The organism is Phaeobacter sp. S60 (assembly GCF_000826845.1).
Taxonomy (GTDB): Bacteria; Pseudomonadota; Alphaproteobacteria; order Rhodobacterales; family Rhodobacteraceae; genus Phaeobacter; species Phaeobacter piscinae.
This window is the reverse complement of sequence record NZ_JSWJ01000004.1, coordinates 239,188-252,280: the sequence shown is the minus strand read 5'-3', so window position 1 is coordinate 252,280 and position 13,093 is coordinate 239,188. Positions and strand designations below refer to the sequence as shown.

General features: G+C 58.2%; 14 protein-coding genes. 9 read left to right on the top strand and 5 right to left on the bottom strand.

Annotated features, from left to right (window positions below):
* Positions 1-40 precede the first annotated feature (40 nt).
* The 3 genes from OO25_RS06115 to OO25_RS06105 all read left to right on the top strand — a co-directional run bounded on the left by OO25_RS06115 (position 41) and on the right by OO25_RS06105 (position 2,686).
* Positions 41-1,288, top strand: coding sequence for a class I SAM-dependent RNA methyltransferase (locus OO25_RS06115; protein ID WP_040178962.1), 1,248 nt, complete (start codon positions 41-43; stop codon positions 1,286-1,288).
* A gap of 5 nt (positions 1,289-1,293) precedes the next feature.
* Complete coding sequence (locus tag OO25_RS06110) at positions 1,294-2,103, top strand: ion transporter (protein ID WP_040179183.1); 810 nt, start codon at positions 1,294-1,296, stop codon at positions 2,101-2,103.
* Positions 2,104-2,167: 64 nt separating this feature from the next.
* Entirely contained in the window at positions 2,168-2,686 is a 519-nt protein-coding gene (locus OO25_RS06105; protein WP_040178960.1) for a murein L,D-transpeptidase family protein, read from the top strand.
* Between the two features lie 111 nt (positions 2,687-2,797).
* On the opposite strand, the gene OO25_RS06100 is transcribed toward OO25_RS06105, so the two are convergent.
* Positions 2,798-3,289 (bottom strand): CAP domain-containing protein, encoded by a 492-nt coding sequence (locus tag OO25_RS06100; protein WP_040178959.1) that lies wholly within the window; start codon positions 3,287-3,289, stop codon positions 2,798-2,800.
* 167 nt (positions 3,290-3,456) lie between these two features.
* Here OO25_RS06100 and OO25_RS06095 point away from each other — a divergent pair, with 167 nt between their 5' ends.
* Both OO25_RS06095 and OO25_RS06090 read left to right on the top strand, forming a co-directional pair.
* Positions 3,457-4,098: a L,D-transpeptidase gene (locus tag OO25_RS06095; RefSeq protein ID WP_040178957.1), complete on the top strand. Its 642-nt coding sequence runs from the start codon at positions 3,457-3,459 to the stop codon at positions 4,096-4,098.
* A 141-nt stretch (positions 4,099-4,239) separates the two neighbouring features.
* Positions 4,240-4,422, top strand: a complete 183-nt coding sequence (locus OO25_RS06090) for a hypothetical protein (RefSeq protein WP_014876361.1) — start codon at positions 4,240-4,242, stop codon at positions 4,420-4,422.
* Between the two features lie 99 nt (positions 4,423-4,521).
* On the opposite strand, the gene OO25_RS06085 is transcribed toward OO25_RS06090, so the two are convergent.
* The 3 genes from OO25_RS06085 to OO25_RS06075 form a co-directional block, all read right to left on the bottom strand.
* Positions 4,522-7,551, bottom strand: coding sequence for an aminotransferase class III-fold pyridoxal phosphate-dependent enzyme (locus OO25_RS06085; RefSeq protein ID WP_040178956.1), 3,030 nt, complete (start codon positions 7,549-7,551; stop codon positions 4,522-4,524).
* Positions 7,552-7,624: 73 nt separating this feature from the next.
* Entirely contained in the window at positions 7,625-8,686 is a 1,062-nt protein-coding gene (gene hemH, locus OO25_RS06080) for a ferrochelatase (RefSeq protein ID WP_040175172.1), read from the bottom strand.
* Positions 8,687-8,813: 127 nt separating this feature from the next.
* On the bottom strand, positions 8,814-9,644 hold the full coding sequence (locus OO25_RS06075; RefSeq protein ID WP_040178955.1) for a methyltransferase domain-containing protein: 831 nt from the start codon (positions 9,642-9,644) through the stop codon (positions 8,814-8,816).
* 14 nt (positions 9,645-9,658) lie between these two features.
* Here OO25_RS06075 and OO25_RS06070 point away from each other — a divergent pair, with 14 nt between their 5' ends.
* The 4 genes from OO25_RS06070 (at position 9,659) to OO25_RS06055 (ending at position 12,038) form a co-directional block, all read left to right on the top strand.
* Positions 9,659-10,387 (top strand): ComF family protein, encoded by a 729-nt coding sequence (locus OO25_RS06070; RefSeq protein WP_040178954.1) that lies wholly within the window; start codon positions 9,659-9,661, stop codon positions 10,385-10,387.
* An 84-nt stretch (positions 10,388-10,471) separates the two neighbouring features.
* Positions 10,472-10,729 carry a glutaredoxin 3 gene (gene grxC, locus OO25_RS06065; protein WP_014881502.1) on the top strand — a complete coding sequence of 86 codons (258 nt, stop codon included), beginning with the start codon at positions 10,472-10,474 and terminating at the stop codon, positions 10,727-10,729.
* 38 nt (positions 10,730-10,767) lie between these two features.
* Positions 10,768-11,598, top strand: a complete 831-nt coding sequence (locus tag OO25_RS06060; protein WP_040178953.1) for a carbon-nitrogen hydrolase family protein — start codon at positions 10,768-10,770, stop codon at positions 11,596-11,598.
* Positions 11,598-12,038, top strand: coding sequence for a MarR family winged helix-turn-helix transcriptional regulator (locus OO25_RS06055; protein WP_027248348.1), 441 nt, complete (start codon positions 11,598-11,600; stop codon positions 12,036-12,038). The genes OO25_RS06060 and OO25_RS06055 overlap by 1 nt, the downstream gene beginning before the upstream one ends.
* A 270-nt stretch (positions 12,039-12,308) precedes the next feature.
* Here the strand turns inward: OO25_RS06055 and ubiG are convergent, their stop codons facing one another.
* Entirely contained in the window at positions 12,309-13,055 is a 747-nt protein-coding gene (gene ubiG, locus OO25_RS06050) for a bifunctional 2-polyprenyl-6-hydroxyphenol methylase/3-demethylubiquinol 3-O-methyltransferase UbiG (RefSeq protein ID WP_040175183.1), read from the bottom strand.
* Positions 13,056-13,093 lie beyond the last annotated feature (38 nt).

Genomic DNA, 13,093 nt, shown 5'->3' with positions numbered 1-13,093 from the left:
TTTTCTTTTGCATGCGGCGGTCGCAGGGTATGCAGCGGCCATGACACATGCAGCTAGAACCACAGCCACAATCATTCGTCTGGGCCATCAGGGCGACGGGGTCGCCGAAGGCCCGCTTTTTGCACCGCGCACGCTGCCGGGAGAGACCGTCAGCGGTATTCGCGACGGGCACCAGCTTAGCGATATTCGCATCGAAAGCCCGTCGGAGATGCGCGTCCAGGCGCCCTGTCGGCACTATAAATCCTGCGGTGGTTGCCAGCTGCAACATGCGACAGATGATTTTGTTGCGAACTGGAAAGTCGACATCGTTCGTAATGCGCTGGCGGCGCAGGGGCTTGAGGCGGAGTTCCGCCCGATCCACATCTCACCACCACAATCGCGTCGCCGCGCCACCTTGTCCGTGCGACGCACCAAAAAGGGCGCGATGGCCGGGTTCCATGGGCGCGCCTCCGGGGTGATCACGGAAATTCCCGACTGCCAATTGCTGGCGCCGCAGCTGCTGTCCGCCATCCCCATGGCTGAGGCACTGGCCATGGTTGGCGCCAGTCGCAAGGCGCCGCTCTCGGTGACCGTGACCCTGTCTGAGGTTGGTGTGGACGTGCTGGTGACCAATGGCAAACCGCTGGACGGTCCCTTGCGTATTGCGTTGGCTCAAGTTGTTGATGCCCATCATATCGCACGTCTGACCTGGGAGGATGAGCTGATCGGTATGGAGCAGCCACCAATCCAACCGTTTGGACCGGCCCATGTCTGCCCGCCGCCCGGTGCCTTTTTGCAGGCGACGCGCGACGGCGAAGCCGCACTTCTTGCGGCGGTTGAGGACTGTGTGGCCGGTGCGAAACGCATCGTGGATCTATTCGCTGGCTGCGGCACCTTCACCCTGCCACTTGCGAAACATGCAGAGGTGCACGCGGTCGAGGGTGAAGGCAGCATGCTGCGCGCGCTTGATGCCGGCTGGCGGCAGGCCAAGGGGCTAAAAAAGGTCACAACCGAAACCCGTGATCTGTTTCGCAATCCGCTTCTGGCAGAGGATCTGAACCCTTTTGGCGCGGCTTTTGATGTCGCCGTGATCGATCCACCCCGTGCAGGTGCCGAAGCACAGGTAACGCAGTTGGTTGCCGCACGGACCAAGCGGGTGGCCTATGTGTCCTGCAATCCCGTCACCTTTGCCCGCGATGCCAAAATCCTGACGGATGGCGGCTACCGTCTGGATTGGGTACAGGTGGTCGATCAATTCCGCTGGTCTTCGCATTGCGAACTGGCGGCCAGCTTTTCCTACGTGGGGTGAAACCGGTGAGCATCAGCGCAAAACAATCCCTGACCCAGCGGCTCGGGGCGCTTATTTCCAGCGATGGCTTTGGCAATTTCATCACGGCGGTGATCCTGATCAATGCGATCACGCTGGGGATGGAAACCTCCGATACGATCATGTCCCGATTTGGGGCCGCTGTCCTATTCGTTGATCAGCTGTGCCTGGCGATTTTTGTTGTCGAGCTGCTGGCGAAACTTTGGGTGCAGCGGCTGCGGTTTTTCCTGCGCGGCTGGAACATCTTCGACTTTGTGATTGTCAGCATCGCCTTTTTGCCTGGTGCGCAGGGAATTTCGGTGCTGCGGGCGCTGCGTATCCTGCGGGTGCTGCGCGTCATCTCTGTCGCGCCGCGCCTGCGCCGCGTGGTCGAAGGGTTTATCACCGCTTTGCCGGGCATGGGATCGGTGTTCCTGCTGATGGCGATCATCTTCTACATCGGGTCAGTTATCGCGACGAAGCTCTTTGCAGAGAGTTTTCCTGACTGGTTCGGCAATCTTGCACTAAGCGCCTATTCCCTGTTCCAGATCATGACCTTGGAAAGCTGGTCCATGGGGATCGTGCGCCCGGTGATGGAGATCTACCCCTACGCTTGGGCCTTCTTCGTGCCGTTTATCATGGTGACCACCTTTGCGGTTGTGAACCTGCTGGTGGGTCTGATCGTGAATTCCATGCAGGATGCCCATCACGAGGAAGAAGGTGAACGCACCGATGCCTACCGCGATCTGGTTTTGGCCCGGTTAGAGGCAATTGAGCAGCAAATCGCGGCCTTGCAGCCGCCGCACGAGAAGAAGTGATTTTGTTTTTTCCGACGAAGATAGTAGTTGGAAATTGAGGCAAATCAGGCAGAGACCTAATATAATGGACAGACGTACATTCGGACTGGGCGCTGCGGCGACCCTTGGGCTGGCAGGGTGCAGCTCCGGTCCAAGCAAATTTCGCAGCTATAACGGGCCCGAGGTCACCTCGGTCGTCGTGAACAAGGGCGCGCGCAAGATTTATCTTCTTCATCATGAGGATATTCTGCGTGAATATGATATGGAGCTTGGCTTTGCTCCGCTTGGTCACAAGCAAATCGAAGGTGACGGTAAAACACCCGAAGGCACCTATCTGATTGACCGGCGCAATCCCAATAGCCGCTATCACCTGTCGATCGGGATTTCCTACCCCAACGCGCAGGACCGGGCCAAAGCTGCGGCGATGGGCAAAAAACCGGGAGGTGAGATTTTCATCCACGGTGAGCCTAACATTGCAAAAGAGCGCAAGCGCGCGGCGCGCGTGGACGACTGGACCGCGGGCTGTATTGCTGTCACGAATGATGAGATTGAAGAGATCTACGCGATGGTTCGCGATGGTACGGTGATCACCCTACGCCCGTAACCGCGTGGACAGCATGTCCATCACCGCAGGTTGCAGCTCAATAGAATAGGCCCGATTGCCTGAATGGCAGATCGGGCCTTTTTCATTTTTGGTTTAGGCGAAAGCGCCGGATCAGCTGCCCATCACCAGGGTCCACCAGATCTTGCCGTTGGATTCCTGAAACCAGGAAAAGCCCATTGTGCGCGCTTTGGGGTCCATAATGACAGACCGGGTTGCGGATTGTTCCATCCAGGCCGTGAGTGTCTGCAGCTCGGATTCATAGGTTTCCGAAATCGTCTCGCCAATCATGGTGCCGGTGAAGCCTGCTCGGGCTACACGGTCCAGCGGCGACGAGCCATCGGAGCCAAAATGCCAAGGACGGTTCTGCACGGACATATCGCGTGAATGGGTGGCCGCCGCAGCGGTCAGCTGCGGGTTCAGCTGGACAGTGGGGCGACCTGCCGCCTCGCGGAGGGCATTGACCGAGTCGAGCATCCGCAGCTGTACCTTGTCGGCGTTACGGATCCGGTACACGTTGCCACCTGTGCTGCCATCGGGAGCAGGGGCACAGGCCGCGACGAGGGTCATCAGCCCGGCGATAAGGATCAGAAATACACGTGTCATACTACACCTTGCTTCATTTGCTGGCTGCTCCAATACCCCGGCTGTGACATAGGCGCAAACCTGTCAGCGGTGAATTGATCATCGCCGGATTGTTTGATTTGCGACTGAGGCATTCGCGCCATAAGATACGGCATAACGAATGCATATCTCCGCAGTTTGGAAAAGTCATGACCCGCAGCCCCTTCGATCCTCTCTCAAGACGGCAGTTTATTGCCGGTTCCGCGTTTGCCGGCGCCTCGCTGGTTGGTGGTGGTGTTGCCAGCACAGGCTGGGCTCAGGATGCAGCGGATACCGTCGCGGAGGGGATTGACCCCCTGCGCCCCCCGCCTGAGCCCGAACCGCCAGTGCAGCGCAATATTTCCGCTTTCCGCTCCAAGGACTGGCGCCCCTATTTCGACAGCCTGCGCAATGGTGCGGTGCTGGTAGACATCGACAGCCGTGCCTTGCATTTCTGGTCTGAAGATCAAAGCGTCTATAAGCTGTTCCCATCTTCAGTACCGCTCTCGGATGATCTGACGCGGCGCGGCCGAACGAAGATCATCCGCAAGGTCGACGGCCCAGGCTGGGCACCGACTCCAAATATGCTTAAACGCAATCCTGAGTGGCCGGCCTATATTCCGCCGGGACCAGACAATCCGCTCGGAACCCACGCTTTGTATCTCAGCTGGAAGTATTACCGGATCCACGGAACCCACGACACACGCAAGATCGGACGTAAGTCGTCCAATGGCTGTATCGGCCTTTATAATGAGCATATCTCAGAGCTATTTGGACTGACGAAAGTGGGCACTCAAGTGTTGCTAATTTGACGACATTGGCCCGTTCCGGGGGCCGAATCATGCAACAAGCAATTGCAATGCCGGGATTTTGCTGATTAGAAAAATATCACGAGGTAAGTCTTGGGCGCGTGGTTCAGGTGGACTGAACTGCGCATATTTTTGGAGGTTAACATGAAAAAACTCGTTATCGCTGCTGCTCTGACTGCTGCTGCTTCGACCGCTTCCGCGGGCAACCTGGCTGAGCCGATCGTTGAGGCGCCGGTTATTGTTGAGCAGACCGAAAGCTCCTCCAGCGGCATCCTTCTGCCGCTGCTGCTGCTGGTTGTTGTCGGCGCGGCTGTTGCAAGCAACTAATTGCTTGTATCAGAACGTTAAGAAAGGCGGTGGATTTCCACCGCCTTTTTTCGTGGCAACTGATGGCATCGGAACAGGCCGATGCCATCTGCGCGTGACCTAGTTTTCAGACAGCTCTGACAGGATGCTGTCCAGTGTTTTCAGGATCATCTCAATCCCCTCTGCATCTATCGTTAGCGGCGGGCGGATTTTCAGGATATTATCGCTTGGGCCTTCGCTGCCGATCAAGATGCGGTGGTCCCGCATCCGGTTTTTGACATAGGCGCAGATCTCGGAGGCCTCTGATCCATCAGCGCGGATCAGCTCGACCCCGACAAAAAGCCCCATACCCCGAACATCACCGATTGCCTGATGGCGCGACTGCAGGTTACGCAGACCGGTGATCAGATCTGCCCCGCGCTGGCGGGCGTTTTCCTGCAATCCTTCGTCGTCGACAATATTCAACACTTCGTTACCGATGCGGCAGGACAGGGTGGAGCCACCAAAGGTCGAGAAAAACTCCGGACCCTGGGCAAAGCTATCGGCGATGGCGCGGGTGGTGACGAGGACGCCAAGCGGATGGCCATTGCCAATCGGTTTGCCCAGAACAACGATATCCGGTGCTGCCCCCTGGTGTTCAAAGCCGAAGTAATAATCACCCAAGCGCCCAAGCCCGGTTTGCACCTCATCGGCGATACAAATCCCGCCTGCAGCCCTGATTTTCTCATAGACCGCTGGCAGGTACCCCGTGGGCGGGATGATCTGCCCGCCTACCGAGGGGAAGGTTTCGGCGATAAAACCAGCAACACCGTGACCGCTGGCCTGTAGCTTCGTGATGGCGGAATCGACCAAATCAGCGTATTTCTGCGCACGCTGCGGATCATCACGACGGTAGGTGCCGCGATAGTCATCCGCGACCTCTACCAGCTCAACCCAATCGGAGGGGCCAACCCCGCCCTTGGCATTGAACTTATAGGCCGAGATGTCGATGACACCGGTTGTATTGCCGTGGTAGCCGTGGTCGGGGGTCACCATCCCCTTGGCGTTGGTGTGCGCCCGGGCCAGTCGCAGGGCCAGCTCGTTTGCTTCGGTGCCTGAGTTGACGAAGAAGCAGACCTCCAGATGATCCGGCATTTTTGACAGTATTTTTTCTGCAAAAGCAGTCTGTGCCGGATGCAGATAGCGGGTGTTGGAGTTCATCCGTTTCAGCTGGTCGGCAGCGGCCGCCTGAATGCGCGGATGGGCATGTCCGACATGCGGGACATTGTTATAGGCGTCCAGATAGGGGCGTCCCCATTCGTCGAACAAATGATGCTTCCAGCCGCGCAACAACATCACCGGGTCGCTGTATGTCAGGCTGAGGTTGCCACCAAAATGAGCACGCCGCCCGGCCAGAACCGTTGCTCTATCGGTTGGTTGATAGCTCACTTGAGCGGCAGGCAGGTTCAGGAGTGGCGCCGGATTGGGGCAGAGCGCGGTCCAGAGTGCGAGGTCGTCCGGGTCCGCAACCCCGGGCCAGTCAGCTTCGATGCCTTCTGTTGACAGGGCAAGCTGGAAATGAACATGCGGCGCCCATCCCCCGTTTTGGTCAGCCGTGCCGAGCTTGCAAAATGGTGCGCCCTTGGCGATTTTGTCGCCAACAGACAGACGCGTGCAGCACTCCGGATCAAGGTGGCCATAGAGCGTATAAAACGCGTCGCCGCTATCTGTGTGGTGTTTCAGGATTACAACACCACCGTAGTCCAGGTGATTGGCGCGATCCTCAACAACCAGCACTTCCCCTGCCAATGGGGCATGAAGCGGTTGTCCGGCGGGGGCGAAAACATCCACCGCTAGATGCACGGTCCGGCGATCGCTGGCTTTATACTCGCCCTTGCGGAAGGCTGGCGCAGTGTAGATCAGACGGGGCTCGCCGTAGTAGCCAAGCCACCAATCGCGGCCATCCTCGCCGGAAAACTCACGTCCAACCTCCGCGGCCTCGGCCAGTGGCATGTCAAACGGGTTCTGCGGCCAAGTGGACTCTTCGACAGAAAGAGATCCCATTGGCAGATCCGCCAGATCCCGCCCCATCAGGGGGGCGAAATCAGCTGAATGTGTTTCTAAATAGGCCAATACGCGGTCTGCACCATCGACAACCGTCAGGCCGCAGGTTGCCCGCAGCCGCGCTGTGATCAGGGCGGGATGTTCACTCGGCTGGTCCAGAAACCGCCACGCCGGTTCTTGCGATATTGTCACATAGGGATCATCAGGATTGTCTTGAGCCTCCAACGTGGAGTTGACGACACTGACGGCCAGCCGCATCCGCAGCAGCGGCCAGAGAAGACCCAGTTCTTCTGTCGTTAGCGGGGTTATAGCGTGATATCCCGACACCAGCGCCGCAAGCGCCCCCTGCGGTTGGGGGTGGTCAAGCACGATATAGGCAGCCGCAATGGCGAGATCACAGATCCGCGGTGCGGCACACATATCGCCAAGGTCAATCAGGCCGCTGACGGCGCGTGGCTCCGACAGTGCACCAGTGACCAGAATGTTGTAGTCATTTGCATCATTGTGGATCGCTTGTTTTGGCAGAGCATTGAGCCGCGGTTTCAGGGATGCAAAATCGGCGCAGATCTCCGCAATCACTTGCTGCCTGCGGCTATCCGTGATGCAGGTTATGTCATCCTTGATCCAGTCTGCGGTCATCAAATCCCATTTGAAGCTACGCTCCAAGGCGGGATGCGCAAATTCTTTGAGCGCGTGGGTGGTTCCGGCAAGGGTCGCGCCGACCTCGCGAATCAGATCTGCGGATTTTGGCGCGCTTTTGGCATAGCAGCGGCCGGGCAGCAGGGTTTGCACCCACACCAGCCGGTTTTCGCCGGTATCATCCTGGAGACTGAGGCACAGCTCTCCGGTGGTTGCCGCAACGGTGCGGGGGACCGGCAGACCAGGATCAGTTTTGTGGATATGCGCCAGTGCCGCGATTTGCATATCGACAAGATCGGAGGCACAGCCGGGGCGCATGGCTTTCAGGATATAGCCCCGGCCGTCAGACGTAAGTGCGCGATAGTTAAGGTCATATTCCCCGTCCAACCGGGACAATTCGGCACGGATGCCCCAGTGGTCGTGCAGGACGGCGGCCCAGTGATCTTCGGCCAAACGGATTGCGGTCATGAAATGCCCCTGTTCAAAACTCCCAAGCCCCGTTGGCCGGGGCGTTTGGGCTATTTGGACCGGGGCGTGGCGATTAGTCCAGCCACCCTTTCAAATTGCGTTCGATCACACCAGACAGCGCGTCGATATGCTCTGCATCGTCGTTCAGACAGGGGATATAGAGAAAATCCTCTCCGCCTGCATGCTCAAAGCTCTCGCGGATTTCCTCGTTGATTTCTTCAAGCGTTTCAATGCAATCGGCCGAGAAGGCCGGGGCGATCACGGCGATATTCTTCTTCCCATCCTTGGCGAGAGTGGCGACGTGATCCACGGTGTAGGGTTTCAGCCATTCCTCAGGTCCAAAAACCGATTGGAACGTGGTTGTGATCTCGGTGTCGGTCCAGCCGAGACGCTCTTTCAGAAGGCGTGTCGTTTTCTGGCACTGGCAGTGGTAAGGATCACCCTGCATTAGATAGCGTTTTGGCATACCGTGATAGGAAACCACGAGGATTTCGGGCTTTTTCTCAGCGGCGGCATAGGCCTTCTCGACTGAGCGGGCCAGCGCGTCGATATAGGCAGGATCGTCAAAGTAGGGGGCCACTGTGCGCGCAGCCGGCTGCCAGGTCTCCTCCATCAGGGCGCGGAAAAACTGGTCATTGGCAGTTGCTGAGGTGGCGCCCGCGTATTGCGGATAGAGCGGCACGAAGAGGATTTTCTGGCAGCCCGCCTCAATCATTTCGCGGACCTTCGATTTTGTCGACGGATTGCCGTAGCGCATACAGAAATCCACCATAACCTCGTTGCCGTAACGGTCTTGCAACGCCTCCGCCATAGCAGCGGTCTGATCTTTGGTAATGGTCATCAGGGGGCTTTCGCCCTTGTCGTGGTTCCAGATGGATTTATAGGCCGCCCCCGATGTGAAGGGCCGTTTGGCCAGAATGATCAGCTGAAGCAGCGGCTGCCATTTCCAGGCCGGATAATCGATCACCCGTTTATCAGAGAGAAACTCGCTAAGATACCGGCGCATGGGCCAGTAACTGTAGTCGTCAGGCGTGCCGAGATTGGCCAACAGAACGCCAACTTTCGCCGGTGCGATTTTTGGGTGGTCTGCCGGAGCGTGAGCGGGGCAGGTGGCGGGGGCAGTGGCGTCCAGCATCTGTCAGGGTCCTGTGCGGTAATCGGTCAGCGGATCGTGGTCCGCCCTAGCAATATGAAGATACGACGGAAATAGCCAATTGGATCATTCCACCAGAGCCATAGGATAGAACTATGACCGGGACTGTCTACTTGGGCAGCGGTGTTTCTGGCACCTTAAGCGCATCTGCCAGACGGGCCTTCGCCGATCCAGGACGCAGCGGTTTCTGCTGGGTTTCCGATGGCGACCAACCGGTCAAGCAAATCAGTTCGAATGTAGCGGGCAAAAGACCGTCCGCAGTGGCGTAAGTGGTGCGATAGATTTCTTCTGCTTCTGCAAAGAGACGGCGCGAGGGCGGCACCTTCAGTCGTTGGGTCATCGCATTGGTTTCGCCCATGCCACGCAATTCATGCATCAAATGTTGCAGGTCGCGGTATTTTGCCGTCAGCGGCACCACATCCGCAACGGGCAGCGCAAATCCGGCCCGCTGCAACAAGGCGCCCAGATCACGCACCTCGGCCATTGGGGCCACACGTGGGGAAAGCCCGCCAAGAAGCCGTGTTTCGGCGGTTGCCAGGGCGCTGCGCAATTCATGCAGGGTTTGCCCGCCCAGCATCACAACCAGCAGCAACCCATCTTCGCGCAAGGCGCGGTGACATTGGATCAGTTGGCCCACAGGATCATTGGCCCAATGCAGGGACATTGCATGGACCACAAGATCATGTGCGCCCACCGCCAGATCCAAGGTTTCGTCATCGACCACATGTTTCGCATCGGGCAGACAACTCTCCCAGCCTTCGGCGAAAGGCGCCACCAGCGCTGGGCTGGTAAAGCTTCTGTTAACCATGGATAGCCGATCCTCAATCTCATCGCGGGCGATGTCATGCAGGAACAAGGCCTGAGGCGTCAGGCGGTTGCGATGGGCGGCGATGGCGCGGCGGTCGAACAGCTGCGGGCGGGGCGTCGTGGCTTGGGTCATGAGGGCTATTTAGGATGTTGAAGGCGCGGATACAAACGGCTGTTTCATTGATCTACCCCCCGCGTTGTCTGGCCTGCGGAGATTGGGTTGACAGTGATTTCGGACTCTGTGGTCCCTGTTGGCGCGACACCCCTTTCATCAGCGGAACCTGCTGTGACGGTTGCGGTGTTGCACTGATGGGGGAGGAAGACGGTTTCCGGCTTGAGTGTGATGACTGTATGGCACATCCGCGCCCTTGGCAGCAGGGGCGCGCGGCATTGTCTTACGACGGCACCGCGCGGCGTTTGATTCTGGCGTTGAAGCATGGAGACCGCACAGAGATCGCACGGCCTGCGGCGCGCTGGCTGGCGCGGGCCGCAACTACCTTATTGGCAGATACCCCGCTGGTGGCGCCGGTGCCGTTGCATTGGTCGCGGTTTTTGCGCCGTCGCTACAATCAGTCTGACCTATTGGCCAAGGTCATAGCCCAAGACGCCGACCTAGATTATTGTCCGGATCTGTTGCGTCGGACACGGCGTACCCCCTCGCTGGAGGGGCAGAGTCGCCATCAGCGCTACACGACATTGACGCAGGCGATAGCTGCGCATCCCAAACATGCCGAGCGGATCAGTGGCAGAATTTTCCTGTTGGTGGATGATGTGATGACCAGCGGCGCGACGCTCAGCGCGTGTAGCGAGGCCTGTCTCGACGCCGGGGCGACGGCGGTGCGTGTCGCGGTGCTTGCACGGGTCACGCACTCGTGATCTGAACGCGCTGGGGCTGGCAATTTTATCATGGACTGCCCAAGTTCGTGCCAAGCCAACAGATATGTCCAAACGGAGACCCGAATGAAACCGGTCGAAATCTACACATCCCCGCTTTGCGGGTTCTGCCATGCCGCCAAACGCCTTCTGACGCAAAAAGGTGTAAGCTTTGATGAAATCGACGTTTTGGCAAACCCGGACCGCAAGGCTGAAATGATTGAGCGTGCCAATGGCGGACGCACAGTGCCGCAGATTTTCGTGGGTGAGACCCATGTGGGCGGATGCGACGATCTTTATGCGCTGGACCGCTCCGGGAAGTTGGATCCGCTGCTCGCCGCCTGAATTGCGGTACATAAAGTGACAGCCTGAGGAGGTGACAGATGCGTGCTGCTCTGCTTCAAATGACGTCAAGCGACCAACCCGCCGATAATCTGGCGATGGTGCAGCAGATGATCGCCGACGCTGTCGCGGGCGGCGCGGGGTTTGTGCTGACACCGGAGGTGACCAATTGTCTGTCCGGCAGCCGCAGTCATCAGCAATCCGTTCTGCATCACGAAGCTGATGATCCGACATTGTCGGCGTTACGGGACACGGCGGCGCAGCATGAAATCTGGCTGTCGCTTGGGTCACTGGCGGTGAAGACGACGGACGCAGACGGGCGCTTTGCCAACCGCCAGTTTTTGATTGATCCGAAGGGTGAGATTGTCGCCCGCTATGACAAGATCCACATGTTCGACGTGGATGTCACGCCTGAAGAAACCTACCGCGAATCCGATGGATACCGCCCCGGCCACGAAGCGGTGGTTGCAGAAACCCCTTTTGCCGCGTTGGGGATGACCATCTGCTATGATGTGCGTTTTCCCTATCTGCATCGGCGACTGGCCAAGGCAGGGGCGCAGGTTCTCTTGGCCCCTGCGGCGTTTTCCCATGTCACCGGCGCCGCCCATTGGCACGCCCTGCTACAGGCGCGGGCCATCGAAACCGGCTGCTACGTGCTGGCTGCGGCACAGACTGGCACGCATCCGGCCACCCGTGGGCCGTCACGTCGCACCTATGGGCATTCGCTTGTTGTTTCGCCCTGGGGGGAGATCCTTGCAGATGGTGGCACGGATATCGGCATCACCTACATTGATCTTGACCTTGAAAAAGTGGCACAAGCGCGCCGACAGGTGCCTTCCCTGTCGCATGACCGAGAGTTTGACGGCCCCTGATGGATGATACAAATTCCCTTGCGGTTTCGCTGTTTAGCGAAATTTTGATGGCAGATCAGCTGGCGCGAACACGGCTGGGACAGGTGCTGCCCAAGGGAATGGAGCTGTCGCATTTTTCCGTATTGAACCATCTGGCACGTACAGGCGTGGAGCGCTCCCCCGCGCAGCTGGCGAAGGCGTTTCATGTGACCCGCGGCGCGATGACCAACACGCTGGGCAAGCTGGAGGCTGCCGGGTATGTCCACATTCGCCCTGATTGGGATGATGCGCGGCGTAAAATGGTTGCCATCAGCCCGGCCGGGCGGCAGGCACGCGATGCGGCGCTGGCGAGCATTGTGCCGATGATTTCCGAAGTGGTTGAGGAACTGGGCGGTGACCGGGTCAAATCTGCGCTGCCAATTCTGCGAGAATTTCGCATCAAACTGGGCAGTCGTGACTGAACAGAGGTATTTGCGCTGAGCTTAGCTCCCTCACAACGGAAAAGGACGCCTGCGAACAGACGTCCTTGGTGCCCCCCGTCAGGCTGGTCCGTGAGTGGTACGCTTAACGACAGGGCGACCCGGAACAAGGGCCTCTGTGCATTCACTCGGTGACAGGTCAGAACTTTTTGACCCTTAAGAACAATCTACCACGGGCAGCCTATTGGCCCAACGGCGCAGAAGGATGATCACCTATCCTTAAGTATAGGAGCAGCTGGTTTTCGGTGCGTATCAGTGTGGTTTTGTGCTTGCAGTGACGTAATTGACGCTGAGATCACGGTTCGAAAGGGACCATGTCCAAAATACTGGGTTGAAGACAAATCCCTTGCGATCGACCGGCGTCAGTCCAGCCTTTTCCAGCAGGTCGAATAGCTCATCTGGGGTGATGAACTTCGACCATTCATGGGTGCCGCGTGGTAGCCAGCGCATCACCACTTCTGCACCAAAGATGGCCATGGCATAGCTCTTGGGATTGCGGTTGATGGTTGAGCAAATCTGCAATCCGCCGGGTTTCAGCAATTGCCGTGTGGCAGTCAGATAGCTGAGCGGATCGGCCACATGTTCGACCACTTCCATGTTGAGAACCACATCGAATTGTTCGCCCGCCTCGGCCAGTGCCTCAGCTGTGGTATGACGATAGTCGATATCCAGCCCGGATTGCTGGGCGTGGACCTGCGCCACCGGGATATTGCCCGCTGCGGCATCCGCACCGACGACCTCTGCGCCCAAGCGCGCCATGGGTTCGCTCAAAAGACCACCGCCACACCCGATATCAAGCAGACGCAGACCTGAAAATGGCGCATCTGACGACAGGTCACGGTCGAATTCTGCTGCGATCTGCTGCGTGATGTAATCAAGGCGACAGGGGTTCAACATATGCAGAGGCTTGAATTTTCCGGTCGGATCCCACCATTCAGCAGCCATGGCTTCGAATTTTGCGATCTCGGACGGATCTACCGTGGATTGAGGCGCTTGCATTCCTGTCTCCGTGTGTTCTTTTATCAGTCAGGACTAAG

Coding starts and splice junctions, on each gene's coding strand:
- OO25_RS06115 (WP_040178962.1), top strand. CDS start 41: ATGACACATGCAGCTAGAACCACAGCCACAATCATTCGTCTGGGCCAT.
- OO25_RS06105 (WP_040178960.1), top strand. CDS start 2,168: ATGGACAGACGTACATTCGGACTGGGCGCTGCGGCGACCCTTGGGCTG.
- OO25_RS06100 (WP_040178959.1), bottom strand. CDS start 3,289: ATGACACGTGTATTTCTGATCCTTATCGCCGGGCTGATGACCCTCGTC.
- OO25_RS06095 (WP_040178957.1), top strand. CDS start 3,457: ATGACCCGCAGCCCCTTCGATCCTCTCTCAAGACGGCAGTTTATTGCC.
- OO25_RS06090 (WP_014876361.1), top strand. CDS start 4,240: ATGAAAAAACTCGTTATCGCTGCTGCTCTGACTGCTGCTGCTTCGACC.
- OO25_RS06085 (WP_040178956.1), bottom strand. CDS start 7,551: ATGACCGCAATCCGTTTGGCCGAAGATCACTGGGCCGCCGTCCTGCAC.
- hemH (WP_040175172.1), bottom strand. CDS start 8,686: ATGCTGGACGCCACTGCCCCCGCCACCTGCCCCGCTCACGCTCCGGCA.
- OO25_RS06075 (WP_040178955.1), bottom strand. CDS start 9,644: ATGACCCAAGCCACGACGCCCCGCCCGCAGCTGTTCGACCGCCGCGCC.
- OO25_RS06070 (WP_040178954.1), top strand. CDS start 9,659: ATGTTGAAGGCGCGGATACAAACGGCTGTTTCATTGATCTACCCCCCG.
- grxC (WP_014881502.1), top strand. CDS start 10,472: ATGAAACCGGTCGAAATCTACACATCCCCGCTTTGCGGGTTCTGCCAT.
- OO25_RS06060 (WP_040178953.1), top strand. CDS start 10,768: ATGCGTGCTGCTCTGCTTCAAATGACGTCAAGCGACCAACCCGCCGAT.
- OO25_RS06055 (WP_027248348.1), top strand. CDS start 11,598: ATGGATGATACAAATTCCCTTGCGGTTTCGCTGTTTAGCGAAATTTTG.
- ubiG (WP_040175183.1), bottom strand. CDS start 13,055: ATGCAAGCGCCTCAATCCACGGTAGATCCGTCCGAGATCGCAAAATTC.